Source organism: Halorubrum sp. ARQ200, assembly GCF_005435115.1.
Classification (GTDB): domain Archaea; phylum Halobacteriota; class Halobacteria; order Halobacteriales; family Haloferacaceae; genus Halorubrum; species Halorubrum tropicale.
On sequence record NZ_SGTZ01000011.1, the window covers coordinates 52,338 to 76,081 of the forward strand.

Sequence of the window (23,744 nt, forward strand, 5' to 3'; positions counted from 1 at the left end):
GACGGACAGACGCAGGCGAATTTAATTCCTCCCGACCTCGTGCATCAGCACTCGGCTGGAATTAACACCCGAACGCCCGATTGCGTCCGTGGGAGTCGGTCGCTCCACCACGACCCGATAGTGTCCGTCTCACCGTGTCGAAGACGCGGGGTTTGAGAGACACCACATTTCCATATCGTGTCTTAGTCAGCATTGGATTAAGATCTTTAAGCCGTCTTTCGAGTTTCTCTGACTGTATTAATAGCTTCGTGTCAGTTGATTGTAAAAGAATCGGTCGGCTTCACCCTCGGAGTCAAGCCCCGAGGTACTTCACAGAGACAGCCAAATTTACACGAGCAACGCAGTAATGTTACCCAACCGTAGTGTGTAATCTCACCGAAGACAAATAAGGCGAAAGTATTATATCCAGAACGCAGATAGTATTGTGCGAAAAAAGAATGTCTGAACTCAATGGGATAGATACAGACGCGCTCGAAAACCTGATTGAATCGGCTTCTAAAGACCCCGATAAGGCATCATTCACCTTCCGGGCAGAAACTGAGTGGATCGGTGGTTTTGCGAGTGAGACACACATAAGCGATTTCACGCAGGATGGAACGACAGTCGAGTCGCCGGAGTTCACGATCACTGGCGACGAACCCGAAGCGCTGCTCGGCGACCGTGCTGGTCCGAACGCAGTTGAACATCTCCTCGCTGCGATTGGATCCTGCCTGAGCGTAACGTACGCTGGGCACGCAGCGGCTCACGGCATTCAGCTCAATGACCTCTCTTTCGAGTTCGAGGGTGACATCGATCTCCGTGGGTTCCTCGGATTGAGCGAGGACGTCCGAGTGGGATACGACCAGATCCGTGCCACGACGCACCTCGACGCAGACGCGTCGGAAGACGAACTCAGGGAGCTACACGAGGAAGTCATAGCAACTTCGCCGGTGTACGACAACGTGACGAACGAGGTCACACTCGACTTCGATCTCCAGTTCGAGTAAGTGGTCGTTCCGTCGGGTGAATCAGGAAAGGAACCCATCCGCCCGACGCACTAACGAAATCTAGTAGAATCCTCGGCGGTCAATACGCAGGATATTTCTAACCACTGACTCAGACTTGTTTTAACTGTAACAAGCGCGAACCCAGCGGCCGCGAGGAGACTGACGGACCGCACCGTCGGTCACCGGCTGACCAGCCGCTCGCAGTCGAGCGCGTCGGTCGCCTCGCAGGGGCGGTCACAAGGCCGGGAGAGCTGGTCGTCTAGTCGGGAGAGCTCTCCGGAGGGAACGGCCCGGCCGATCCGGTAGGCCTGTTCGGTATCCAAGGAGATATCCACCGTCTCGAAAAATTGCTGGACGAGACACCGCCGCCACAATAGGTCCCGTGCGATGCGCTCGCCGCGGGGGGCCAACTCCACCCCGACGTAGGGCTCGTAGGTCACCAGCCCCGTTTCGTCGAGTGTTTTAATCGTCTCGGTGACCGTCGGCCCGCTCACGCCGAGGGAGTCGGCCAAAACACCGGTGCTGACCGGGGAGTCGTCGGTGAGCGTCAATACCAGCAGTCCGCAGAGATGACGCCCCTCCGCCGGGCTCACGGGGAGGCTCGCAGAGGACGCGTCACTCATCGTGTCCACCCTCGTGCCGCTCCTGTGCCAGTCGACCACCGGTGTCGTCGGCTACCCAGTACACGACTGTCCGGCCGGTCTCACGCCGGCGGAGCTCCTCCCGCTCGACCAGCCCGTTGAGCTTCGTCCGCGCTGCCTCGGTCGATACCCCGAGCACGTCTGCGACGTCTGTGGTCGTCACGACCGGGCTGTCAACGGCGCTAAACACGTCTTGGACCGCCTCGGGCGGGACTGTCTCCGCGAACCGGCCGTTGTCGCGACGACGCCGGCGCCGCCGGCGGCGGTGTGGCGTCTCGTCGCTCATCTCGTTGGTGCTACCCCTCGTGTAATATAAACGGTTTGCTAGTAGCAAAACCGCCAGTCAGGCGCGCCCGCCGCAGACAGTCAGCGTGATGTTGACACCAATCGGCTTGAGCGCTTTTGGGACCTGCTTAGCGAGTACCCGCTAGGCGGCCATCCTAATCTGGTGGGTCCTACCGAAGAGGTACCATACCTCCTCGATGAGTACCGACTGGGCGTACTCGGCCGCGTTCCAGAGGCCGGCGCGGCCACATCTCAATACGACCACTGCCCATCGTCGGTTTCGACGGCAAACGCTTGATCGTCCGAGACAAGATGCGGCTCAAGACTAGTGTCGGTCTCAATCTTCCCGACAGCGGCGTCTCCGTGGAGACGGAGAATATCTTCTCAACGCAACCGTCTCAAAGTCAAGCGTCATCCGCCAGAAGCGGGAGAGACGCATTTGCCTCCCCCTGCCATTACTTGGTTATATTACTAAATTATAAGTTGGCGAACGATAGACATCGGCTATGGTCTTTACCGACGAACTCGACGATGTGGCTGAGGCCACGTGGCAGGCCATCGTCGATCACCCAATGGTCGAAAAGCTCGGTGAAGGGACACTTGACGAGGCCACGTTTCGCTACTGGGTTGAGCAAGATTACTACTACCTAACCCAGTATGCTCGAGTGTTTGCACACGGCGCGACGAAGGCTCCCGATATCGGTCGAATGGGGACGTTCGCCGAACTGCTTGATTCGACGATCAACACGGAGATGGACCTTCACCGTGCGTACGCTGCAGATTTTGGTATCTCGGAGGCGAATCTCGAAGCGACGACACCGTCCCCCACGACACGAGCGTACACCGATTTTCTCGTCCGAGTGGCCGCGACGAAGACGTTCGGTGACCTCGTCGCAGCGTTACTCCCCTGTATGTGGGGATTCAACGAGACCGGGAAACGACTCGCCGGTAGGGGACTTCCCGACGACGAACGGTACGCGGAGTGGATCCAGACGTACGCCGGCGAGGAGTTCACCGAACTCACGACGTGGTGTAAAGAACTCCTCAACGACGTGGCAGCCGACGCCGATACCGAGACGCGAGAGCGGTTTCGCAAACTGTTCCACACCTCGGCCCGCTACGAATACCGGTTTTGGGACGCCGCATGGCGACAGGAGGAGTGGGCAATATGAGCGCCGGCGACGAGACCACGGGCGCGCCGGACTCGTTCGACACCTACGCCACGAACCGTGACGACCCCTCGTTCACCAACTGGCTTCGCAGACGTGCTGAACCCGACTGGACCGATACAGTGACGCACCAATTCGTGCGAGAACTCGGGAGCGGTGAGCTTGCCGACGACGCGTTCCGACGATACCTTGTTCGGGACTACGCATTCGTGGAAACGCTCGTTGGAACGGTCGGTCGCGCGGTCGGTGACGCACCCACGATGGAGGCGAAGTCGTCACTTACCGAATTCTTGACCGTACTCACGGACGACGAGAACGATTACTTCGAACGGGCCTTCGAGGCGCTCGATGTCCCCGAGGCGACGGACGCGGATCCGGAACTCACCGCCAGCAGCAGAGCGTTTGTGGACTTGCTCGAACGGGCCGGCCGTGAAGGCGGTTACCCCGAAACACTCGCCGTGCTGGTTCCTGCCGAGTGGATCTATCTCGAATGGGCCACGGACATGCCTCCTGAGCGGCCTGACCGCTTCTATCTCGCCGAGTGGATCGACCTCCACAACAACGACTCGTTCGGTGACTTCGTGACGTGGCTCCGAGGAGAACTCGACCGCGAGGGTGCTATGGTCTCGCCACAGCGACAACGCGGCCTCGAGCGGTTGTTCCGGCGGACTGTTGAGCTGGAGTTCGCCTTCTTCGCGGCAGCGTACGATCAGGAGATGTCGGAGGCTGGTCGGCGATGGTGACGACTGAGACAGTGCTCGGACTCACCATCGCGACGCTCGTCGCATTCACCGCGATGGGGGTCTACACCTCCCGTGGGGGGTTTGATTCGGCCGAGGACCTCATTACCGCCCGCAACTCGGCCGGTGGGGGACAGCTGACCGCCACGCTGATCGCCTCCGTGATGGGCGTCTGGGTCCTGCTGTCGGCGCCCGAAGCAGGGGCCTCCTTCGGTATCGCGGCGGTCGTCGGCTACGCGGTCGGTGAGGCGCTTCCCATGTTGGCGTATTCGAAGATCGGACCTCGGGTTCGCGACGTAATTCCCGACGGGCACTCACTCACGGAGTACGCATACGCTCGATATGGAAGCGCGATGTACACGTTTATTCTCCTCGTGAGCGTGTTCTATATGTTCATCTTTCTCGCCGCTGAACTCACTGGGATCGCGTTAGCCCTCGCGCTCGTCGCCGACGTGCCACAGTGGTTGACGGCGGTCCTCGTCGGCGGGTTCGTCTTGGCCTACACGGGGTACGGTGGACTCCGCGCGAGCATTCTCACCGACACGGTCCAGACCGCACTGGTTCTCCCGCTGTTGGTCATCGCCTTCACCGGCGCGATCGTTACCCTCGGCGGAACGGGAGCAGTCTACGGCGGGATCGTCGCGACCGACCCGTCTCTGCTCGACCCACTGAACTCGGACGGGATCCGGTTCGGGATCGCTATCGCACTCGCGATATTCGGCGCCGAGCTAATCAATCAGACGTGGTGGCAGCGGATATACGCCGGCTCTGACGCGAAGACGGTTGCGCGAGGGTTCCGAACCGCGACCGTTGCTAACGGAATGATAGTCTTACTCGCAGCTTTATTCGGCGTTGTCGCCGTCGGCAACGCATCCGTCGAGAACCCTTCGACAGCGTTCTTTGCGCTTCTGGGTGAGACGTTCCCGGAGTGGGCCGTGGTCGCGGTCACACTTCTCGCACTCCTGCTCGTGATGAGTTCGGTCGACACGCTGTTCAACGCGCTTTCGAGCGTTGTCACGGCAGACCTCCCGCGATTACTCGACGACCCCGACGACCGGACGCTCTCGCTCAGCGCCCGAGTGCTCACAATCGTCGTCGCCGTCGCGGCAATCTACGTCAGCCAAACGGCGCAGAGTGTGTTGGCGCTCTTCTTGTTTGCCGACCTCTTGGGCGCAGCCGTCGCGGTCCCGTTCCTGTACGGACTGTTCTCGGACAAACTCACGGGGACGGGCGCACTCATAAGTAGTGTCGGTGGCCTCGCGGTCGGTGCGGCAGTCTTCCCGTTTCCGCTCGGAATCGCCGACGCTCTCCGTTCGATCCCACTCGTCGGTGCGATGTTGCCGTCACCTGACGGGCTTTATCTCACGTCGTTCGCCGGTGCCTTCGTGACCGCAACTGTGTGTACGCTAGCGTTTGCCAAGCGCTCGTCACACCGATATGATTTCGACGAGCTCGCGAGCGAGATCCGACGGCTGGACGACCTACAACCCGACGGCGGACAACTGGAGGACCGGGAGGTGGACGACCAATGACCCCAGTTGGGTCGGCCGAATTCGCGATATTACTCTGGGGGACAGTCTCGGCCGTTTCCGCCGTGTTCCTGTATGAGGTGTATGTGATCGCCGCTGAGTTCGGCTGGATCGGTGGCAACGGGGGCCACACGGGCACGTCCAAGCCCGGTGACGAGTTGTGAGCAATCAACGATCCGAACGTCTGTCCACAGGTGGCAGTGCAGTTCGTGCATACCTCAGCGAGATGGGTCCGTCGTGGGTAGCCGGTGCCATCGCCGCCGGCCCGGCGACGATGGCCAGCCTGATCGCCGCCGGTGCGAGCTTCGACTACACGTTCCTCTGGGTTGTTATTTTGTCCGCGGCCGCGGGTGCGGTCGCGCAGTTTCTCGCGATGCGGCTCGGGCTACTCACCGAACGCGGTATCGTAGACGTCGTGGAGGACCACGTCGGTGAGGGGTGGGCGGTCGTCCTCGTTGTCGACGTTGTTGTCGTCGCGGGCGCGGCGCAGTTCGTCATCATGAACACTGCCGCGTCTGTCTCGGCGTCGTTGACCGGTGTCAATGCCCGGATTTGGGGATTGGTCTGGGGGATAGTTCTCGCGGCCGGGCTTGCCGGTCGAGGCTACCGGTTCGTTGAATTCCTCTCTAAGGCGCTGGTGACGGTCGTCGTGCTCGCGTTCGTCGCGTCGCTGTGGGTCGTCCCCGTCGACTACGAGGCCGCTGCGACCGGTCTCGTGCCGTCGTTACCCGCGGGTAGCGGGCTGATCGCAGCTGGCATCCTCGGTGGCGCGGTTCACATCACGCTGATAACGATGCAGTCGTATACGATGCGAGCACGGGACTGGACCGTTCGAGACTACGACCTCGCCGCACTGGACATCAGCGTCTCGATGCTGGGGGCGTTCGGCGTCTACAGTGTCGCCGTGTTCCTCGTGGCAGCGAGCGTGCTGTCCGATCCGGAACTGACCGCGATCGGTGCCGGAAAGACGCTAGGTCCGCTGGTCGGTGACAGCGCCGGGACGCTGTTTCTTCTGGGCCTAGGTGGCGCTGCCGTCTCCACCCTCGGTGGAAACACCGTTGTCCCGCCGTTTCTCGTCGCAGACAAGCTCGGCTGGGGGACATCGGTTTCGGACACGCGATATCGAGTCCTGCTCGCGGGGTTCGCACTGGTGTCCGCTGCTGGCGCGTTCATCGGCGGGGAGGTTATCAGTCAACTCGTGCTCGTCCTCGCATTGGGAACAGTGGGGACGCCGTTCGCCATCGCGATCGTACTCTACCTGCTTAACAGCGATGCGGTGTCCGAGCCGCCTTCCACGCTGGCAAACGCCGGAGGACTTGGCCTACTGGTCGTCTCCGGAACGCTCGCAGTGAATTTTCTCCGAGAGCAGGCCGGAAGCGGTATTGACGTCCTTTCCGGGACCGTCCTCGCGTTTGCCCTCCTACTCGGCGTGGCGACGGTCGTCTCGGGTATTAAATACGTCCGTGAGGAGGTGTTGGTGTGACAGAGACACAGATCCCGCTGACCGGACGGACACTGATCGTCGGGTCATCTGGGGTCGGGAAGACGAGTCTCACCGCACGGACACTCACGAATTGGCTTGAAGACGGTCGGACACAGGAAACGGTTGTCTTCGAGTTCGGCCCCGAGCTGGGTCGAACCGACCGCGTCGTCGGCCGCCGGTTGTGCCGGTTCGTGGAGATTCCCGACCAGGTCTGGATCGACCCCGTCGAAGCAAACGCCCCGCGCTCACAGGGCAGTGAGACGGCAGACGTGCTCAAATTAGCCCGTGAAAATGCCGAACGAGCCAACCGCCGGTTCAACGACGCACCGTCCGCTCCTGCCGCCGTCTTCGTCAACGACGCCACCATCGGATTCCAACATGAGGCGGGAGACCTAGACAAGTTCATCGAGTACTGTAGCCAAGCTGACTGCGTCGTCGTCAACGCCTACGAGGGAGACGAGTTCGGGAGCAATGATCCCGTCTCGCGGCGTGAACAGACGGTTTTACGCCGCCTGAGGAGTTGGACTGATCGAACAATCGAACTCAGTTAACCCTCCCTAAGGAGCTCCCTATTTGGCCGCCGCAAAAAGTTGGCCGACGCGGCCGGGACGTGACGCATCCTACGCCGTGTTCACAGCAGAGGAATCAGAACCGATGCTATTGGCTACTCGTCGGGCCTTGCATCAGTCAGGAACTGCGTTCGCTGTAGGACAAACTCGTCAGCAAGAACCGATTCGTCACCCTCAGTATACACCCACACTGTAATATTTTTCAATTCAGCATCAGCCTTGAAATACTCACACTGTCCGCGGTATTCTCCCCACGTCACCTCCCAGATGGCGAGGTGATTTTTGGGTCCACCGTCGGCGTGCTGGACGCCAACCCATGCCCGTCCGCCACTCTGTTCGTCAAGACGAGATTCCGCACACAGACGGTACTCCGCATCGGGTCTCAACACCGTGTCAAGATTTTGTTCAACGTAGTCTTGCTGCCCGCTGACACTCTGGAGTCGCACCGCATTCGAGCCGTCTATCCCGCCTCCCTCGACAATTTTCGCGGCAGAGGTTGTGTTTCCAGTGCCGTCTTCCCAGCTGTTGTTTCCGCGTTCAAATCCGGGATTCTGGATCAGGTTATCCCCGTAGGTTACAGGGGCCGTCAGATCTCGAAGATCGTCGCTGTATCCCATCGCCGTCATCCCGACAGCGACACCGATGACTACGACGATCGCGACCATGAGTATAGTACCAATAACTGGGGATGCGCCACGATCGTCGATCGATGTCATGGAGTGATTTGCGCGGTTATCATACTAAACGTTTCATCGGTAGCTATCAGTATCGAAATTACAAGTACACGGCTCTGTTGAAATCCTCAGCAGGAGATATGTTCCAGACCGATCACGGTCAATACAGAGAATTCATCGACCGGCTGTTTCAGGTGAAAATCTATCTGATGAATGGGATTTCAACAGAGCCAGTGACCTTATTTGCGGCCTACATCTATTGTCCATCACTTGACGAACGATGCGTTCCGATCAGTCACTCGAGCTTCTTGTCGTGGGCATACTCTATCTTTGCGTATTTGTATATATCGTCGGGCCAGCTCTTGAGTCAGTTACCGGGTTGGAGACGCTTTCTAAGGGATCTAGAGGCGTTGAACGCACATGGAACTTAGTCTCAAATCCACAGGGCTGGTTATTCTGTCTCGGCTACGTTCCCGTACATTTCACGTACCTGTTTGTCCGCGCACGGCTCGCTGGTGAATCGGTTGACTCCTACTGGGAGTAGTCTACCGCCGGTCGAAATGTTCTCTCCGGAATACTTGTGGGGACTTCGATGTATTGAGAACGGTTTGCTGGACTAGTTGGGTCCGCTGTATCCCGTACGCCGACCTGTCATTTCTTAAGTATTTCAACAGAGCCGTGAACTTACTATCGCTTGTCTCGTTCATAATCTTGATCGATCACTCTGAATTATTCAAAACGAAATATATCGAAGGTTAGTGCTAAGGATTCAATTGGATATGACTTTTAAACCCTAAGCAACGTGGCATAAATAATGTCCGGGCAATCCTCCAAACGCGAGTCCCTCGGTTCGCGCCTCCTGTTCCTGATCGCTGGAATAACGGTCGGATTTCTACTGGAAATATTGAGCATTGGTGGGATATGGGCCGTTCCCGTCGGGATTCTCGCTCTCATTTTATTCGGTGAGGCCTACCTGTTTTTTACAGGAAATTGGTCACCGGGTCGATAAGCATCGTCACACTGACCAGCGGTTTTGATAAGGGCATGTCTGAGGAATATGATTTCAACAGATCCAAATGACCGTTATGAGATCCCTATCCCCAACTCTTCTGAAATCGTTCCATCTGACCATATGTAGGCGATACCGAGTAGTACAAACAACAGACTGAGGGCTAGTCCTAAGGGTGTAACCGCATCATAAATCAAACTGAATCCACTTAGTGCGATTCCAAGAAGCACAAACAAGACACCGAGGAGTATGCGGCGTGGTTCAGTATTCATAATTCCTATGTTTGAGAATGAGGGCCTATATATCTACGGGAGCGACTCTATTGAAATCCTCAGTAAGTGAGATATTCTGACTCAGTTGCGGCCAGTACAGAGGAACCTCTTTCCGGTAGGTACTTTGTTCAATTCTGTTGATTTACGATATGGTCTCCCGCGAGAACCAGAAACTAGCCGCCTCTGTTGTAGTTGCCATTGGTGTTCTGATCGCCCTACGGGCATTGACCGATTTTGGACTGTTGTCGAGGTTTACCATTGTCACCGTCGTTATAATCGTTACACAGTCTGTTTTCGAACGGATGTATCAGTAAGCAACTCTCATCGACCGGCTATTTCAGACGAGAACATATCTGAAGAATAGGATTTCAACAGAGCCAAATACACGACTCTGTTGAATCCTCAATCGATAATATCTCTAGATATGATATTGCAGAATATGATTATTCAGAATATTTTTATTCCGCACCACTAATTCAGCGCCATGACAGGCTTCGTGAACCGCTCAGAGGAGTTGGCTCGGCTCCACGGGCTTTTCGACTCGGAAAACGCGAATCTCGCCGTCGTGTACGGCCGACGACGGCTCGGGAAGACGAGACTCGTCAAGAAGGCGCTTGAGAGACGAGAGAACGCGGTCTTCTATCAGGCACGACAGAAGACGCGGGAGCTCCAACTGGAACAATTCGTCGAAGCTGCGGCCGACACGGTTCCTGGTATCGAAGATATCCGTCTTGATTGGGAGCGCCTGTTCCGGTATCTAGCCGACCAGAACGCGATTGTCGTCCTTGACGAGTTTCCGTACCTGATTGAACAGGACGAGAGCCTCCCGTCGGTGTTACAGGCGCTGTTCGACCACGAGTTCGACGAGTCGGAGACGACGTTCGTGCTGGTCGGGTCGTCGATCAGCATGATGGAGGAAGCAACGCTGCTCGGAGACAGTCCGCTGTACGGGCGAACCTCCCTTACACTCGACATCCGTGAACTCTCGTTCGACGCCGCGACGGAGTTTTTCCCGGACGATGCGACGGCGGACGAGGCCGTTCGCGCGTGGAGCGTGTTCGGTGGTGTTCCCTACTACCTCGAGGAACTCGACGCGGATCGGTCCCTCGGCGAGAACATCCAGCAGACGGTGTTAACTCGCCACGGATCGCTCCGTAACGAGCCGGAGTACGTTCTCCGGATGGAACTAACGGAGCCGACGCGCTACTTCTCGATCCTCGAAGCGATCGCCGGCGGGGCAACAGGCCGCAACGAGATTGCCAGCGTGACAGGTATCGACTACAACCAGCTATCGACGTATCTGGATCGGCTCTCCCGGCTCCGACTCATTGAACGGCATGTGCCCGTGACTGAGAAACCTGAACGATCCAAGCGGAGTCAGTACCGACTTCGGGATCCCCTGTTCCGATTCTGGTTCCGATTCTTGTACGGGAGTGCGGATCGGTACGACCAGTTCGGTGAGGAGGCCTACGACCGACTTGTCGACCCCGAGCTGGCCGATTTCGTCGCTCCTGCTTTCGAGCAACTGTGCTGTGAGGCCCTGTGGACCCTGTACGACGAGACGCCGATCGTCGATGTTGGGCAGTGGTGGTATCAAGACCACGAGATCGATGTCGTCGGGCTCACTGACGAAGACACGCTTGTCGTCGGCGAGTGTAAGTATCAGGCATCGCCGCTTGACTACGGCGCCCTGGCATCGCTGGAGACGCACGTCGAGGAAATCCGGTGGCAGCTGTCGGGCGGTGGCTCGCGAACCGTCGAATACGCGCTGTTCTCCCGGAGTGGATTTGCCGACAGTGTCCAAGGCGCCGCCCGCGAGCGCGACGATGTCCGTCTCTATACGATCGACGACGTCGTCGCCGCGCTTGGATAGTAACGGCTGGTTGGCACAGCTTGGAGTCTTCCTGTCCGACCACGAGAGCAGGTCGTTCAACCGAAGCGGTAGCGCGGGTCGGTACGGCTCCGAGCAGTAGTCTGGAGAGCCTCGTAGCGACATTTGACCTCCTCCCACGCCTAAAGTCGCGGGAATCCCACCATGGGATTTCAGGCCGAGCACGGTCTTAAGGTTTCAAGACGCATACGTTCCACGCGTCTCTTGCTGGGTCTTAGCATCGGCGTGGCTGTCTTGTGGGGCGGTCAAACGCCCCCCATCCTCAGCCGAGTCATCGTCATTCTCGTGTTCTCTTGAATGGCTCTCTCCGCTGAGGTAGCGGTCTGTAATGTTTATCGCGCCGTTCACGTCCGCTTGGTACTCGCCCATCCAGCAAGCGTCGTTCGTACACGTGAACGTCGCCTGTCGTGGGCGGTATCCTACCTCACCGCAAACGTGGCACTCCTTCGACGTGTGACGCGGATTCACCGTCTCGACGGGGATACCCTTCTCGACAGCCTTGTAGCGTATCTGCGCGTGGAGTTTGGCGAACCCCCATCCGTGGAGACGCCGATTCATATACTCGCCGTAGTCCATTGACTCCCGTATGTACGTCAGGTCTTCGAGAACGAGAACGGGATTCTCGACGGATTCGGCGTACACCACGACTTCGCGGGTGACGCGGTGGAACATGTCGTCTATCTGGTTCCACAGGTCGTCACCGAACGATTCTGCGATACGCTCGCTTCCGCGCGTCTGAAGCCGCCTTGTGGCGGTAAAGTAGGTCTTGCGGAGCCGACGAACGGTCTTCCCCTCGTCGGCCCACAGTTCGGGAGCGGTCGGAGAACCGTGGTCGTCGCGGTGACACACCGTGACGAGCGACGCTTCCCCAATATCGACACCGATGGGCGTCAGTTTCTCAGCGGACATCTCAGAGCGTTCCCCCACGTCGCGGGTGGCGGTGACGTGGAGATACCACGTCCCGTCCCGCTCAAACAGTTGGCTCTCGCCCATCTTTGCGTCACCAGCGTTCACCGCTTCGAGCCGGTCCCGCTGTTCGGGGTTCGGCTGTGCTGGCATCCAGAGGTGGTAGTCTTCGTGGTGCGGGATTTTGACGTACCACTCGATTGCGTTCTCGGGCTTGTGGTCGAACCGGATCCCCTCGTTGGTGAAGCGAACAGGGTGGTCGTCTTGAAGTTCGCCCGCGTTGTACGTCGTCGTGAGTTGCGGGACGTACTTCTTGAGCGCGTTCTTCGCATACCCGCTCAGGTCGTAGTTGACCACCACGTCATTCGCTTCGGTCTGCGTGGTACAGTTCTGGTTGAAGGCGTCTTGGAGGGCGTGCTGGTACGCTTCTCGCGTTTCACGGAGTTTCCGCCGCTTGTGGGCGTTTGGATCCACGAGCTTGAGTTCCAGCGTTTTCGTGAGTTCGGTCACGAATCGCCCTCCTTGTGTTGCTGGATGTAGTTCTCGACAGTCTCACTCGAAACGTGCCCGGCAGTCCCTGCGTAGTATCCTCGTACCCATCCGATTTTCTCGCCGTCGTGGTCGGCGTATCGATGGTTGTACTTGCGGGAAGAGATACCCTTGAACCAGTTGGCGAGGAGCGCCGGTTCGTTTTTGGGCGGACTACTGACGAACAGGTGAACGTGGTCGGGCTGGACGGTGAGGTCAAGAATTTCGATTCCTTTGTCGTCGGCGATCTCGTGGAGGATGTCTCGCACACGGTCAGCGACCTCGTTGACGAGTACCGAGTTGCGGTACTTCGGCAACCATACTATGTGGTAGTTGAGGTTGTAGGTCGCGTGCCGTGTGGTCTTCATCCGTGTTACACACTATGCCAAACAGGGAGTTAATACTGCCGATGAAACTGTTGGAAATCCGGCCGTGGCGTCTTCGATGGTGGTGTAGGCTATTGTCCGCTTAACCCCCGCCTAAAGACGGGGGTATGCGCTCGTGTCTGTATCAGAGATACGCGCCCTGTATCTTGCAAACCTGTTTTCGCGCTTGAAAATTTTTTATAATATGAGAATATATTACTATATATACATATGCGGAATCAGAGAGGGCCTTCCAATTTTGAGAAGCGTTATGAGTCATTTCGTGACGACGATGGTGAATGGTCGTTTGAAATTCAAGAGTATCAGGATGACCTCAATTTAATCACGCCGTCAGATGTGCCTGCTACCCTTACCCCCAAAGAGGCATACCGTGCTGTTGTCTTTCTTGAAGGGTTTATTCAAGAGAAAAAGAGTACAGAGGAGTGGTCGGACAGTGCGCTTGATAAGTTCAGCAAGTTTGAGTCCACTAAGGAAGTTGAGGCCGTAGCAAAAGCGCTCAGAGAACTCTCGAATCAGAACGAGCCCAATTGAGATAATATGTGAACCGTGCTGAGCGGTTCAACCCGATCAAGCCGGAAGATGACTGTCTGCGAGGTACACGCCCGATATATTTTGTATGCTAACATACTACAATGTAGTACGAGCCAAGTGGGCTGCCCACCGTACGATGAGTTGAGTCGATGACCGACAACTGGATGCCAGCCGAACAAGAGAAACAGCTTCGAACGCGGGTGGCACACGACCGAGAGCGATTGCATTTTCAGTTTCGGTGGGATCAACCCGACCCCGGCGGCTGGATCCACGATATGCTGGTCTACCACGAAGGCGAGTGGCAACAGTTTGCCGACCCGTCACCGTGGGTGAACGACAACGACGAGCACACCGGCTTCTACGAGGACCGTCTGAGCTTCTTCCTCGACGATGGGAGCGTCCGCGGGTTCGAGGAGTTCGCCGGATGGCTCACGGCTCACGAGGGGATGCGCTCGCTGCCGAGTGCAGCGTCTGTAGCCGACGTCGAGTCTCACCCCCACTACGGCGACCGTCTCGGGAAGTCCGATATCCGGAAGTTCCTTCCACAGGCATGTGCCGGCGAGTGGTGGGAAGGCGACTGGCAAGAGGTGCGTTCCCCCGGCGAGCTACGGGCGATGAAGGCCCGCGGCGAGTTCCTCGACCTGCCGATGTGGCGCGCACACCGGTCCGACCCGGTCGGATACGGGACTGATGCTCATGTCCTCGACTATCGGCATGCCGACGACGGCCGTCGAACCTACACGAGCCAAGAGTGGACATCGGACGGGGGGCCAGAGTTGATGTTTGATCCGGATGTCGTAGACGGGGGCGCACTCGATTACCACGCCATCTCGGCCAGCGAGTTCCCCGCACAGGGTTCGGGAACGTACGCGCTTACACCGGACGTGACCGTCTCGTTCGACCCCAGTGTGGCCGAGTGGGAGGGGGCGATGATTCCACGCCGCCCCATCCGCGAGCCCGCCGGAAGTGCCGCCGACTGGACCGCCTCGGGCACGTGGACTGGAGACGAGTGGGTCGTCACGATGTCACGTCCGTTGGTAACCGACGACCCCTCGGACACCACGCAGCTGTCTCCGGGCGAGACCTACCTGTGGGCACCCGCGATTCACCACGGCGCCGGGAAGCGCTGGCACTGGGCTGGCTACACCCACCGGCTTGGTCTCGGGGCGACTCCTGAACGGACGGCAGACCTCCCGCCGCCCTTGGTGGCTCACGAGGTCGAGTCCGCGGCTACTGCGGCCGATGTCGACTGGGCGAGACTCCCTGTGCACACGACGCCGCTCATATTCCCAGGGATTGAGTCTTGGACAGACCTCGTGAACGGGCAACACGCTACGGCCATCCGGAACCTGGAGACTACGATGTGGAAGCTCCACGGACGAGCGGACGAGTGAGCACGGCGGCGAACACCGTTCCGGGCCCGCTGCAAGTGCTGTGTGTTCAACAAGGTCTCGGAAAGCTACTCGGTGACTGTCAGTGTCGATGTGCGAGAGACAAAGGATACAACTGTCACCGACCGGTTGCGCTTAGTTATATTCCCACGCAGCGTCCAAAGCCGTATGATCACGTGGCAGCAATGCTCGGTGACGTGGTGGCGGGATATGGGTGCCGGGGTCGTCGCGGCGGCGGTGGCACTCGCCGCCTCTCTCCTCTATCTGCTCGTGGCGATGGTGGCTCCATTGCGCCTGTCGCCGGACGCGCAGTACTGGGTCGGATACGCGCCTCAGTTCGCGTTTGTCTCAGGGTTCGTCCTAGGCGCTGTCGTGTGGCGACGAGTCGCGTCTCGGGTGTCTACTCCGAAACAGGGAGCGTTCGTGGGTAGTGCGATGGGCCTCGGCATCGTGACAATCGTCCCGACACTGGCAGGAGTGTACGTACTACTGTTTCCGCTCCTCCTCAGTGTCGTTACCGGGCAGGGGTTACAGTACGCAGTCCAACTCTATCCGAAACCGTTGTGAACTGCTGTCGACGTTACCCGAACCGTCGCTACTGCGTGGAGCCCGCTGGTCGGTGCCTTGCTCGTCCCCCTCGGAGCGGTCGCAGGGTGGGCGTCTCAGCGCCGCCGTCGGATCAGCGGGCACTGACTGTTCCGACTCGTGAGCGGCCCGGTGTCAGCGGACACGTTTGCTACCCACCTGGCCGACTCGAGCTCTCTATTCAGCATAGCCTCTCCAAACTATCAGCAGCTGAGGATTTCAACAGATCCTCTACTTTCACTTGATCGTCTCGACGCCTTTAATTACTTTTAATCATAGCAGGTACAAAGCTGAGATCTCGACTTCTGGACGACGAAGAAATTAAGCGTCCAGCTCGTCCAGCTTCTGGCGGATCTCTTCGAGTTTGAAGTAGGATGCCACGGCGAGGATCGTCGTAGGCCAGAGGCCAACGAACTGTCCACGTTGCTTGTCCCCGCGGACGTAGTAGAAGTACAGGGCCAGCGCAACGGAGCCAATCGATGCGATCACCGCAGTACCTAGTCCATCGGCGTCGATATCCTCTGCGACATCAGCCACCGCATCGTCTGTATCAACCATATATTGAATTGAAACTATAGCCGTAAAGATGTTTGCCCCAGCCCATTCATCCTTCTGACGCCGGTGAATTCTGGTTTTGTTCTCCGGCCCTCGCTGTCACGTCGGGTTCGTCCTCAGTGCGCTCGGTTCGTCGTGTCTTTTTCCACGTCTTGTAAATGTCCACGAACGCGAGGGTGCTGAGTAGCACCCCGGCGATGACCATCATTTTGTCTGCGTCGATTGTCGCCATACCGCATTATATGGTCTCAACGCGTAAATGATCCACCGACGATAATGAGAGGTTTTGAGCGAAAGCCACTCTCAGGTGCGTTCGTGCCGCTTGATCTTGACGTCTTGGTGAACGCAGGTGTCGTCTTGCGTCAAGTGGGCCTCCCAAACCTGACCCTCCCGTATGGCGGTATCGCGATCGACTACTCCTTTCAGGCGTACCCAACTGCGTAGTGCGCTGTGATCCTTTCTACTCCGGCTTTACAACCTTCTCACAGGACGGGCACTCCGCGAAGATGCCTGTGTCCCCGTCTGCTTGGTCGTACTCGATGAGCTTCCACGCAGCTGAGATCTCGCGTTCGCAGCTTGGACAGTGTCCAAGTGGCGGCGGGCTGTCGGTCATTAGAGGGGAAGGAGGAGCGTGTGACTCTCCTTCCATCCAGTCATTTAGCTTCATTTAGCATAAACACTGGGAGATTGGCGGTACACCAGAACCCTCTCGAATTCTGCCCCTCTCTATTCACTCGCCACGGATGTCGCAGATCCAAGCCCCGCCAGATTGACATCCTCCCCGCGCTGAAGCGCGAGGATTCCCACGGCACCGTGCCGCTGGGTTGGGATATTGTGGTTTACCACGTGGCCCGTTCTTGAGGTGCGAATGCACCAGTTTCCTTGTCAAACAGGAACGTCGATGGCTGTGCCAACCAGCCGTTACTCCTATCACCGCCATCCGTGGCGGGACTCGGAGATACTTTCTGTCGGATATTCTCTGCCCCGTTCACATCCGCGTTCGCTACCGTCCCACACTCATCGCACACATACAATCCACGTTCAACTCGGTTCGCGTCACGCTTGCGATCACAGCACGAACACGACTTCGACGTGTCCTCCTCGGAGACTTCCTCGACGGTGATACCTTCCATCTCCGCCTTGTATTCGAGAAGGTCGGTGAATCGGTCGAATGCCCACGAGTGCAAGTCGAGGTTACCGTGTTTGCCCCAGTTTTTCGACTCGTCAGAGTCATCCTCTTCACGAATCCCTGAGAGATCTCCCACTACGATCGTTCCAACGCCTTGCTCAACACACCGTTCAACAATGTGTTTCGAAAGCGTATGGAAATAGTGAGTCCGACGAGCCGACTTCTTGTGGTTCAGCCGGGTGGCCTGCTCAGAGTTCGAGTCGTCACACCGGGCAATCCGCTTGCTGAAGTAGTAGTTGTCCTGCTTCAGACAGTTCAGCGGATACAGTTCGCTGTGGCCGTCTTCATAGGCAAGCGCGGCAAAGTTGTTGATCCCGAGATCAACGCCCACCGCCTTCTCACCGGGGGCTTCAGCCACCTCTAGTTCAACCTTACAGACGAAGTGCAGTTCCCATTTCTCACCTGTCCAAACTGCCCGAACCTGTTGGACGTTCTCAACCGTCGAGAGATCGATGTCGGGGCGAGTCTGGTACTTACACAAGATGAAGTCCGACCAATACTCCTTGAGGTTCGACCCCTTTGAGAGTCGAACGCGGTTGTACTGGGTGTCAAGTTTGAAGCCAGCGGCTTTGAACGTCACCGTCGAGCGCGGGTGTTCGTCGCCGTGTTTACGGTAGCCGGGCGGGTTCGCTCTCGTATCTCCGTTGCGTCGTTTACCGTACCAACCGTTGAACGCTTCAGCGAGTTCTTGAAGGACTCGCTGACTTGACTGCGAATGCAGGTCAGCATAGCGTTCGTGGGTTTTGAGGTACGTGGTGAGTTCGGTGTGGTTCGGGATGTGATCGATTTCATCCCAGATCCGGCTACATGTCCACCGTCCGACGTTCCAGAGTTTCGAGGCAGCGAACCCGAGCGAATCAAGGTCGTCTTGCACCCGAGACTGGTTCTGTATGGACGCAGTGTGGGTGCGGGTGACGACCTGTTTCGCTATATGTAACCTATGTAGATATACTTACTTGAAGGTGTGTATTTGCTCAGCGTGGAATATCCAGCCGTACCATCGAACGGTGGAGTGTGAAGTGTAGTGTCGGATTCATCCACGCGCTAAAGCGCGAGGCTTTCTCCTCGATTCTCCGTAAGACAGTATCTCTGACCCATGGCAAGGGCGCCTCACGGAAGAGATCATGAAAAAAGTCGTTGAGGAGATTCTCTATGCGTTCAACAAAGACGTTGGTCGGGTTTGGTTCCAGTATGGGATTTTGGCTCTGTTGAAATACCATTCATCAGACATATTCTCGCCTGAAACAGCCGGTCGGAGAGAGTTGCCTACGCCAGTTTGTAGTAGACCGATGCCCCGCTTTCTGTCTCTACTTCTTCGGTCGTCACGATTCCTTCCTCAACAAGTTCGGTGAGTGCTTCATCGATGTCATTGACGACAATTGTCGTGGCGGCAACATCACCGGCGAAGTCAATCAGACCGTCAACGAACGCCCCGAGTGGATTCCGCGTCCGATTCATGAACACGGGGCTGAAATCAACGCCGAGGACGATTTCCCGCTCGGTGAACGCTCTGTCTGGTCGCTCGCTCAAAAACGATGTGATGAGATCTTTTTCAGTTTCGATTGGCCCCTCTTCGTCGTTGGCAATCGGTTCGTCGCCGCTGACTTCCACCGTTCCTGACTCGAATTCTTCTTCGGAGATTGGCACTGTATTTCGACATGTGGGATGACAGGGGTAATTAATTGTCGGACGTACTGAGAAACATATTATATCTGATAAGTTTCTCGGACTCTGTTATTGTTGGTCTGACCAATACAGAGCGTAAGTCTAACACATCATGTAGCAGATCTGCTCGTATCTGACTTTTGAGTTCGTTTGTAGTAGTCTTTAATAAAAAATATTCCGAGAGTCAAAAATGCGACTGAGGTGGCTGTTTCTGTTGGTGAATATCCTTCTATCAAAACCACCAATAGGCTCATGCAGCCTGCAAATGTATTGGTAATAGCCAACGCCAATAATAGCTGGTTGGAAACTCCCATCTATAAGATTAGTAGCACAACTCCAATATAAGGAAATCGACGTTTGTCATACCTCAATCCTAACGAATATACCCTCTGTATTCACTACAGCCTCAACGAACTATCAGCGATGACGGATTTCAACACGGCCGTCACAGAATGTAGTTGCTCTATTGAATCCGACGATAGCGGCCGGATCAGCGGGCTAGTGATCAGCGTACGAGCAGGGGTCAACGGCAGATAGCTGGTCTGCTCCGGTTTCACTCTTCAAAACCACGGGAGCGCGAACTGCGTGCTCCGGTGTCCCCCATACGGCTCATGCCGGTATATAATATATTTTGTTCACATATACAGATTGAATCTTCTGGTACGAGAAGTACGAGCTGCTATGGCAGAAACCGCATCCGTCCGCATTGGTCACTGTTGTCCGGACGCACCGAACGTCGATGTCCACGTCGACGGCGAAATCGCCTTCGAAGATGTGCCATTCGAAACCATCAGCGAGTACGCCGAGCTGCCAGCTGAAAGCCACGAGATCGCTGTCACGCCGCATGGCGACGACGAGGCAGTCCTCGATCTGACAGTCGAACTTGAGGCAGACCGTGCGTACTCGGCGCTTGCGACTGGTATGCTCGCTGAAGTCGAGTGTACAGTACTTTCCGACGCCCCCGGTGATGTCGAAGCCGACCAAACTCACGTCCGGTTTGTCCACGCCTCACCGGACGCCCCCGCCGTCGACGTGCGAGTCGCCAACGGCGGTCCGACCCTGTGTGAAAATATCGAATTCCGAGGCGCCAGCGAGTACGTTCCTGTTGACGCTGGCTCCTACGATCTCGAGGTCGTCCCGCACGGAAGCGACGACGTCGCGCTCTCGTTGCCTGACACCGAACTTGACGGCGGCGCCGCAGTCTCAGCAATAGCGATTGGGCAGGCGGGTGACGACTCGCTCGGCGCAGTGTTCGCGGACGACACTCAGTAGCCTCCCGACCTCTATTTCTCACGGTACTGTTCGCCAGAGCTGGCCGCTTAGCCGACGTCCCACGGTAGTTTCATGTATGACACGATCGCCAATCTCCAAAGTTCCGCCTAGGTCCACGCCATAGCCGGGTCATTTGAAAACTGCGACCTACATATCGGAAAGGAATCGGTTTCGTCGAGTGGAAACGGGTACAACAGACTGGTTCCAACGAGTATATATTCCACCGGTCGACCTCCGACGCGTGCGTTCACCTATTATAAGGGTTCAAGCAAAGGCTGCCGAATAACCCGGACAAGCAACAGATGACAACAGATACCAACCGAAGGTCGAGGAACGATGAGACGACCGAACGGAAATCGGTGAATCCTGCGTTCACCGGTCTGGTACATCAAGTCGACAGGCGGTCGTCGGGCCCCGATCGGGTCACGGTGTTCCCAGCTGAGGCGACCGATGACGAGCGGCTGTCAGCATGGGTGACGGTGGACGTCGACTCCGTCGTCAAGCCCGAATGCTTCCGATAACCCCCCAGATGTACCGCGACCGCGGCGGGCGAGACGGTGGAGAGGCCCGACGCTGCCAGTCCCCGTTGAATCCGAAGCCGCGGTCGACGCAGACGCAGGTGATTCACTCGCCGTCGATTCGGACGCCGCTCCCAGTAAAGAACGAATCCGAGGTGATCCGCCAGTGGGCATGAACCGACGGGAACTCCTCAACAAAGCGCTAGACCGAGTCGCGCTCGGGGCCGTCGCTTCCTCGGTCCTCGAACTGTCCGATCTGTGGTCTGTGGCGCTGTCTCTTTCTGCGAGCGAACCGACGCGGCCGACACCCATTGACACGAGAGATTCGGTCACTCGGGAACGGACCGTGGACGGCTACGCCATGACGTACGAGTGGACGGACCGGTCCGGGCGTGAGTGGCGTCTGGAGTTCCCGATTGAGCGGTCCGCGTACAGAGAGGCGGCCGACGAGGCGCACGGATATGTAAGCGGCTTCGAAGCGGCGAAGACGAGTGCTCACGCCGAGCAGCTCACGGGGGCGCTCCTCAACGCGACCGCAACGGACAAGTGTACTCGGCGGTCGCTCCCTGAGTCGGTCCTTCTCGACGGGGCGATCGGACTCGTACACTCACTCAGATACGCGACGGATGCGGAATCGATGGGAGCGCCGGACTACATCCGAACCGTTGAGGAGACGCTCGTCGATGGCTGCGGTGACTGCGAGGACCTCACGTATCTGCTGGTTGGGATACTTTCCCAACCGGCGTTCGGCTACCGGACCGCGATGGTGATTCTTCCCGGTCATATGCTGGCGGGCGTTCACAGGGACGACCTCCCGGCGGCGTACGCCGACGCGCCCACCCTCCCGGGAGGAACGCACGTCGCAATAGAGTGTACCACGCCTCGCCCAATTGGCGAGTTCAAAGACGAACCCGTGCTAGCGGTGTACGGCGACGGCGTCAAATACATCGACCAGTCGGCGATCGCCGACATGGGCGAAGATCTGCTTCAAGACCCGACGCAGTTTCAGACGATCGCCGACGCGTCGGCGAAGCGGCCACAGTGAACTACCCTACCCTACTCACTCGCCGCTGACGCGGCTCGTTCCTTGAGGGTAGGGCTTCCTGCTTCCACGACGCGCTTTGCAGAAACCGTGGTGGTTCCCGTAGGGAGCGCAGTCTCCACAGGCGTTAATTCGGAGCGTCCCGCTCCTACTTGCTCGATACCGCGAGAAAGAATGTTCCACGCCGCGTTCGCATCTCTATCCGTCTCGAAACCGCAGGCAGGACAGGAATGTTCGCGGACCCACAACGGCTTCTCCGTCGAGACGCCGCACGCCGCGCACTCTCTCGTCGTCCCTCTCGGGTTGACCGCCACGAAGTGCGTCCCCTCTCGCTTGCACTTGTACTCGAGCATCCGAAAGAACGTTCGCCACGCGGCAGACGCCGTATTGCGGCTGTTCGACGACGATTCGAGCATCCCCTTCACGTTCAGGTCTTCGACCGCCACGAGGTCATACTCCCGGGCTTAGTACGCCGAGAGCTTGTGGAGGAAGTCGCGGCGCTTCCGTCGGAGGTAGGCGTGACACTCCGCGACCCGCCGCCGTTGCTTCTCGTAGTTGTTCGACCCGTGTTCCTTCCGCGAGAGTTTCTGTTGCTCGCGTTCCAATCGCTCGCGTTCGTCCGAGAGGTCGAGTGATTCGACGGCGTGACCGTCCGTGTCGTGGGCGTACTTGAGAATCCCCACGTCGATACCGACGCACGTCTCGGGGTTCTCAGGCTGTTCGGGTGGTTCGCGATCCATTTCGACGCCGAAGGTGGCGAACCACTCGCCCGTCGGCTCTTTCTTGAGCGTGACTTGCTTGAGTTTCGCGTCGTCGGGGATAGGTCGGTGGAGTCGAATCGGAATATCCGCGAGCTTCGAGAGTGACAGCACAGTCTGACCGCCCTTCTTGTCGAGCTTGAAGCCAGACTGGCTGTACGTGAAACTGCGGAACTCCCGTGGTGGCTTCCACGTGAGCTGACCGACGCCGTAGCCGTTCTCCTTGAGCTTGGAGAGGCCTTTGAGGTTGTCGAACAGCCGTTCCACAACGGTTTGGAGAACCTTTGAGTACACGTCCGAGAGGTCGTCCCACCACTTCTTGAGGTCGGGGAGTTCCGACCGAAGCGTGGTCATGGACAGCAGTTCGCCGTGGGCGTCTTGGTACTCGTTGAGGCGGTAGAGTGTGTGGTTGTACAGTTGCCGACAAATATCGCGGTGGCGGTCCAACTCCTTGCGGTGGGCGTCGGACGGGTTGAGGCGGTACTTGTAGGCGTAGTACATCCGTTACTCTCGTTCCTCAATCAGTTCGTCCAACTGCTCGCGGACGAACGACGAGAGGTTGAGGTGTTGGTCCTCAATCCACTCGTCTTGGTCCTCCCGAATCGTGATTGTCTTCCGTTTCACCGTAATGCGCATTTTGCACGCTACACGCATAACACTTCGGTAGACGTAGGCCTGTGGGCCTGCAACAGAACAGTGTACGAACAGATGATGACGGCGCTGTATCCCCGCCCTACTGCGCTACTCGGGCTACGCCCTGCGTTGCTCGTTGAGGACGGGGGCTTAGCGCCTGCATTCAGCTAAGCAGCTTGAGTGAACGACTGGAAGTGGCAGTCCACGGTAAAAGTGCTTAGAAGGTCGATTCGTGTTCCCATTCAGCCACCGACGATTGTATCGACACTCTCCTACAAAAGAGTGAACCTGTTATCTCACCCAGTGACCCTGGCCGCGTCATCGGGTTCAACAGCGGAGAGACTTCTCAAAAGCGATAACTTGGCGAGAGCGATTAAGTAGAAGGTCGCGTAATAACGATTTACGTGTCTGACAGACACAGAATCGCCACTTCAGCAGTACGTAGAGAACACGCCGAAGGGCACAAAATTCCTGACGAGACCTACCGGCATCGCCGCACGGTGCGCGACGACCAAATCGCGATCACGAACTGACAAA

General features: G+C 57.7%; 23 protein-coding genes and 1 pseudogene. 13 read left to right on the top strand and 11 right to left on the bottom strand.

The window, feature by feature from the left end; genetic code table 11:
- The first annotated feature begins 437 nt into the window (after window positions 1-437).
- On the top strand, window positions 438-986 hold the full coding sequence (locus EXE50_RS12620; protein ID WP_053773101.1) for an OsmC family protein: 549 nt from the start codon (window positions 438-440) through the stop codon (window positions 984-986).
- Between the two features lie 179 nt (window positions 987-1,165).
- Here EXE50_RS12620 and EXE50_RS12625 read toward each other — a convergent pair whose 3' ends face one another.
- Window positions 1,166-1,609: a metal-dependent transcriptional regulator gene (locus EXE50_RS12625; protein WP_077152449.1), complete on the bottom strand. Its 444-nt coding sequence runs from the start codon at window positions 1,607-1,609 to the stop codon at window positions 1,166-1,168.
- A complete protein-coding gene (locus tag EXE50_RS12630; protein ID WP_053773099.1) occupies window positions 1,602-1,913 on the bottom strand; it encodes a hypothetical protein in 312 nt (103 codons plus the stop codon). The genes EXE50_RS12625 and EXE50_RS12630 overlap by 8 nt, the downstream gene beginning before the upstream one ends.
- A 505-nt stretch (window positions 1,914-2,418) precedes the next feature.
- Between EXE50_RS12630 and tenA the strand changes: the two genes are divergently transcribed.
- From tenA to EXE50_RS12655, 6 genes are all read left to right on the top strand, one after another.
- Window positions 2,419-3,084 (top strand): thiaminase II, encoded by a 666-nt coding sequence (gene tenA / locus EXE50_RS12635; RefSeq protein ID WP_053773098.1) that lies wholly within the window; start codon window positions 2,419-2,421, stop codon window positions 3,082-3,084.
- A complete protein-coding gene (locus EXE50_RS12640; RefSeq protein WP_241982679.1) occupies window positions 3,081-3,824 on the top strand; it encodes a TenA family protein in 744 nt (247 codons plus the stop codon). Before tenA ends, EXE50_RS12640 begins: the two co-directional genes overlap by 4 nt.
- Complete coding sequence (locus EXE50_RS12645) at window positions 3,818-5,353, top strand: sodium:proline symporter (protein ID WP_137705232.1); 1,536 nt, start codon at window positions 3,818-3,820, stop codon at window positions 5,351-5,353. The genes EXE50_RS12640 and EXE50_RS12645 overlap by 7 nt, the downstream gene beginning before the upstream one ends.
- Window positions 5,350-5,514: a hypothetical protein gene (locus EXE50_RS17200; protein WP_158293670.1), complete on the top strand. Its 165-nt coding sequence runs from the start codon at window positions 5,350-5,352 to the stop codon at window positions 5,512-5,514. The genes EXE50_RS12645 and EXE50_RS17200 overlap by 4 nt, the downstream gene beginning before the upstream one ends.
- Window positions 5,515-5,576: 62 nt before the next feature.
- The gene (locus EXE50_RS12650) at window positions 5,577-6,833 is read left to right on the top strand and encodes an NRAMP family divalent metal transporter (protein ID WP_137705268.1); all 1,257 of its coding nucleotides are present in this window, start codon (window positions 5,577-5,579) and stop codon (window positions 6,831-6,833) included.
- A complete protein-coding gene (locus EXE50_RS12655) occupies window positions 6,830-7,384 on the top strand; it encodes a hypothetical protein (RefSeq protein WP_137705233.1) in 555 nt (184 codons plus the stop codon). Before EXE50_RS12650 ends, EXE50_RS12655 begins: the two co-directional genes overlap by 4 nt.
- Before the next feature lie 113 nt (window positions 7,385-7,497).
- Here the strand turns inward: EXE50_RS12655 and EXE50_RS12660 are convergent, their stop codons facing one another.
- A complete protein-coding gene (locus EXE50_RS12660) occupies window positions 7,498-8,118 on the bottom strand; it encodes an archaellin/type IV pilin N-terminal domain-containing protein (protein ID WP_077152443.1) in 621 nt (206 codons plus the stop codon).
- A 1,723-nt stretch (window positions 8,119-9,841) separates the two neighbouring features.
- Here EXE50_RS12660 and EXE50_RS12675 point away from each other — a divergent pair.
- Window positions 9,842-11,230: an ATP-binding protein gene (locus EXE50_RS12675; protein WP_137705235.1), complete on the top strand. Its 1,389-nt coding sequence runs from the start codon at window positions 9,842-9,844 to the stop codon at window positions 11,228-11,230.
- Between the two features lie 195 nt (window positions 11,231-11,425).
- On the opposite strand, the gene EXE50_RS12680 is transcribed toward EXE50_RS12675, so the two are convergent.
- Both EXE50_RS12680 and tnpA read right to left on the bottom strand, forming a co-directional pair.
- Window positions 11,426-12,664, bottom strand: a complete 1,239-nt coding sequence (locus EXE50_RS12680) for an RNA-guided endonuclease TnpB family protein (RefSeq protein WP_137705236.1) — start codon at window positions 12,662-12,664, stop codon at window positions 11,426-11,428.
- A complete protein-coding gene (gene tnpA / locus EXE50_RS12685; protein WP_137705237.1) occupies window positions 12,661-13,050 on the bottom strand; it encodes an IS200/IS605 family transposase in 390 nt (129 codons plus the stop codon). Before tnpA ends, EXE50_RS12680 begins: the two co-directional genes overlap by 4 nt.
- 228 nt (window positions 13,051-13,278) lie before the next feature.
- On the opposite strand from tnpA, the gene EXE50_RS12690 reads away from it, so the two are divergent.
- The 3 genes from EXE50_RS12690 (at window position 13,279) to EXE50_RS12700 (ending at window position 15,557) form a co-directional block, all read left to right on the top strand.
- Window positions 13,279-13,599 (top strand): hypothetical protein, encoded by a 321-nt coding sequence (locus EXE50_RS12690; RefSeq protein WP_137705238.1) that lies wholly within the window; start codon window positions 13,279-13,281, stop codon window positions 13,597-13,599.
- A 149-nt stretch (window positions 13,600-13,748) separates the two neighbouring features.
- On the top strand, window positions 13,749-14,993 hold the full coding sequence (locus EXE50_RS12695) for an ethylbenzene dehydrogenase-related protein (protein WP_137705239.1): 1,245 nt from the start codon (window positions 13,749-13,751) through the stop codon (window positions 14,991-14,993).
- A gap of 165 nt (window positions 14,994-15,158) precedes the next feature.
- Entirely contained in the window at window positions 15,159-15,557 is a 399-nt protein-coding gene (locus EXE50_RS12700) for a hypothetical protein (protein ID WP_241982680.1), read from the top strand.
- 339 nt (window positions 15,558-15,896) lie between these two features.
- Here EXE50_RS12700 and EXE50_RS12705 read toward each other — a convergent pair whose 3' ends face one another.
- The 5 genes from EXE50_RS12705 to EXE50_RS12730 form a co-directional block, all read right to left on the bottom strand.
- Window positions 15,897-16,133, bottom strand: coding sequence for a hypothetical protein (locus EXE50_RS12705; protein ID WP_121600554.1), 237 nt, complete (start codon window positions 16,131-16,133; stop codon window positions 15,897-15,899).
- Window positions 16,134-16,179: 46 nt separating this feature from the next.
- Window positions 16,180-16,362, bottom strand: coding sequence for a hypothetical protein (locus EXE50_RS12710; RefSeq protein WP_137705240.1), 183 nt, complete (start codon window positions 16,360-16,362; stop codon window positions 16,180-16,182).
- Between the two features lie 607 nt (window positions 16,363-16,969).
- On the bottom strand, window positions 16,970-18,250 hold the full coding sequence (locus EXE50_RS12720) for an RNA-guided endonuclease TnpB family protein (RefSeq protein WP_137705242.1): 1,281 nt from the start codon (window positions 18,248-18,250) through the stop codon (window positions 16,970-16,972).
- 335 nt (window positions 18,251-18,585) lie between these two features.
- Window positions 18,586-18,966: a hypothetical protein gene (locus tag EXE50_RS12725; protein ID WP_137705243.1), complete on the bottom strand. Its 381-nt coding sequence runs from the start codon at window positions 18,964-18,966 to the stop codon at window positions 18,586-18,588.
- A gap of 128 nt (window positions 18,967-19,094) precedes the next feature.
- A complete protein-coding gene (locus tag EXE50_RS12730) occupies window positions 19,095-19,298 on the bottom strand; it encodes a hypothetical protein (protein WP_137705244.1) in 204 nt (67 codons plus the stop codon).
- Between the two features lie 367 nt (window positions 19,299-19,665).
- On the opposite strand from EXE50_RS12730, the gene EXE50_RS12735 reads away from it, so the two are divergent.
- Window positions 19,666-20,256 (top strand): DUF4397 domain-containing protein, encoded by a 591-nt coding sequence (locus EXE50_RS12735; protein WP_137705245.1) that lies wholly within the window; start codon window positions 19,666-19,668, stop codon window positions 20,254-20,256.
- A 690-nt stretch (window positions 20,257-20,946) separates the two neighbouring features.
- On the top strand, window positions 20,947-21,819 hold the full coding sequence (locus EXE50_RS12745; RefSeq protein WP_137705269.1) for a hypothetical protein: 873 nt from the start codon (window positions 20,947-20,949) through the stop codon (window positions 21,817-21,819).
- 11 nt (window positions 21,820-21,830) lie between these two features.
- Here EXE50_RS12745 and EXE50_RS12750 read toward each other — a convergent pair.
- Window positions 21,831-23,075, bottom strand: a pseudogene (locus tag EXE50_RS12750) (RNA-guided endonuclease InsQ/TnpB family protein).
- Window positions 23,076-23,744 lie beyond the last annotated feature (669 nt).

Excerpts from the sequence above, each read along its gene's own strand:
- EXE50_RS12620 (WP_053773101.1), top strand. The coding sequence starts at position 438 with ATGTCTGAACTCAATGGGATAGATACAGACGCGCTCGAAAACCTGATT.
- EXE50_RS12625 (WP_077152449.1), bottom strand. The coding sequence starts at position 1,609 with ATGAGTGACGCGTCCTCTGCGAGCCTCCCCGTGAGCCCGGCGGAGGGG.
- EXE50_RS12630 (WP_053773099.1), bottom strand. The coding sequence starts at position 1,913 with ATGAGCGACGAGACGCCACACCGCCGCCGGCGGCGCCGGCGTCGTCGC.
- tenA (WP_053773098.1), top strand. The coding sequence starts at position 2,419 with ATGGTCTTTACCGACGAACTCGACGATGTGGCTGAGGCCACGTGGCAG.
- EXE50_RS12640 (WP_241982679.1), top strand. The coding sequence starts at position 3,081 with ATGAGCGCCGGCGACGAGACCACGGGCGCGCCGGACTCGTTCGACACC.
- EXE50_RS12645 (WP_137705232.1), top strand. The coding sequence starts at position 3,818 with ATGGTGACGACTGAGACAGTGCTCGGACTCACCATCGCGACGCTCGTC.
- EXE50_RS17200 (WP_158293670.1), top strand. The coding sequence starts at position 5,350 with ATGACCCCAGTTGGGTCGGCCGAATTCGCGATATTACTCTGGGGGACA.
- EXE50_RS12650 (WP_137705268.1), top strand. The coding sequence starts at position 5,577 with ATGGGTCCGTCGTGGGTAGCCGGTGCCATCGCCGCCGGCCCGGCGACG.
- EXE50_RS12660 (WP_077152443.1), bottom strand. The coding sequence starts at position 8,118 with ATGACATCGATCGACGATCGTGGCGCATCCCCAGTTATTGGTACTATA.
- EXE50_RS12675 (WP_137705235.1), top strand. The coding sequence starts at position 9,842 with ATGACAGGCTTCGTGAACCGCTCAGAGGAGTTGGCTCGGCTCCACGGG.
- tnpA (WP_137705237.1), bottom strand. The coding sequence starts at position 13,050 with ATGAAGACCACACGGCACGCGACCTACAACCTCAACTACCACATAGTA.
- EXE50_RS12690 (WP_137705238.1), top strand. The coding sequence starts at position 13,279 with ATGCGGAATCAGAGAGGGCCTTCCAATTTTGAGAAGCGTTATGAGTCA.
- EXE50_RS12695 (WP_137705239.1), top strand. The coding sequence starts at position 13,749 with ATGACCGACAACTGGATGCCAGCCGAACAAGAGAAACAGCTTCGAACG.
- EXE50_RS12700 (WP_241982680.1), top strand. The coding sequence starts at position 15,159 with ATGATCACGTGGCAGCAATGCTCGGTGACGTGGTGGCGGGATATGGGT.
- EXE50_RS12705 (WP_121600554.1), bottom strand. The coding sequence starts at position 16,133 with ATGGTTGATACAGACGATGCGGTGGCTGATGTCGCAGAGGATATCGAC.
- EXE50_RS12710 (WP_137705240.1), bottom strand. The coding sequence starts at position 16,362 with ATGGCGACAATCGACGCAGACAAAATGATGGTCATCGCCGGGGTGCTA.
- EXE50_RS12730 (WP_137705244.1), bottom strand. The coding sequence starts at position 19,298 with ATGGGAGTTTCCAACCAGCTATTATTGGCGTTGGCTATTACCAATACA.
- EXE50_RS12735 (WP_137705245.1), top strand. The coding sequence starts at position 19,666 with ATGGCAGAAACCGCATCCGTCCGCATTGGTCACTGTTGTCCGGACGCA.
- EXE50_RS12745 (WP_137705269.1), top strand. The coding sequence starts at position 20,947 with ATGAACCGACGGGAACTCCTCAACAAAGCGCTAGACCGAGTCGCGCTC.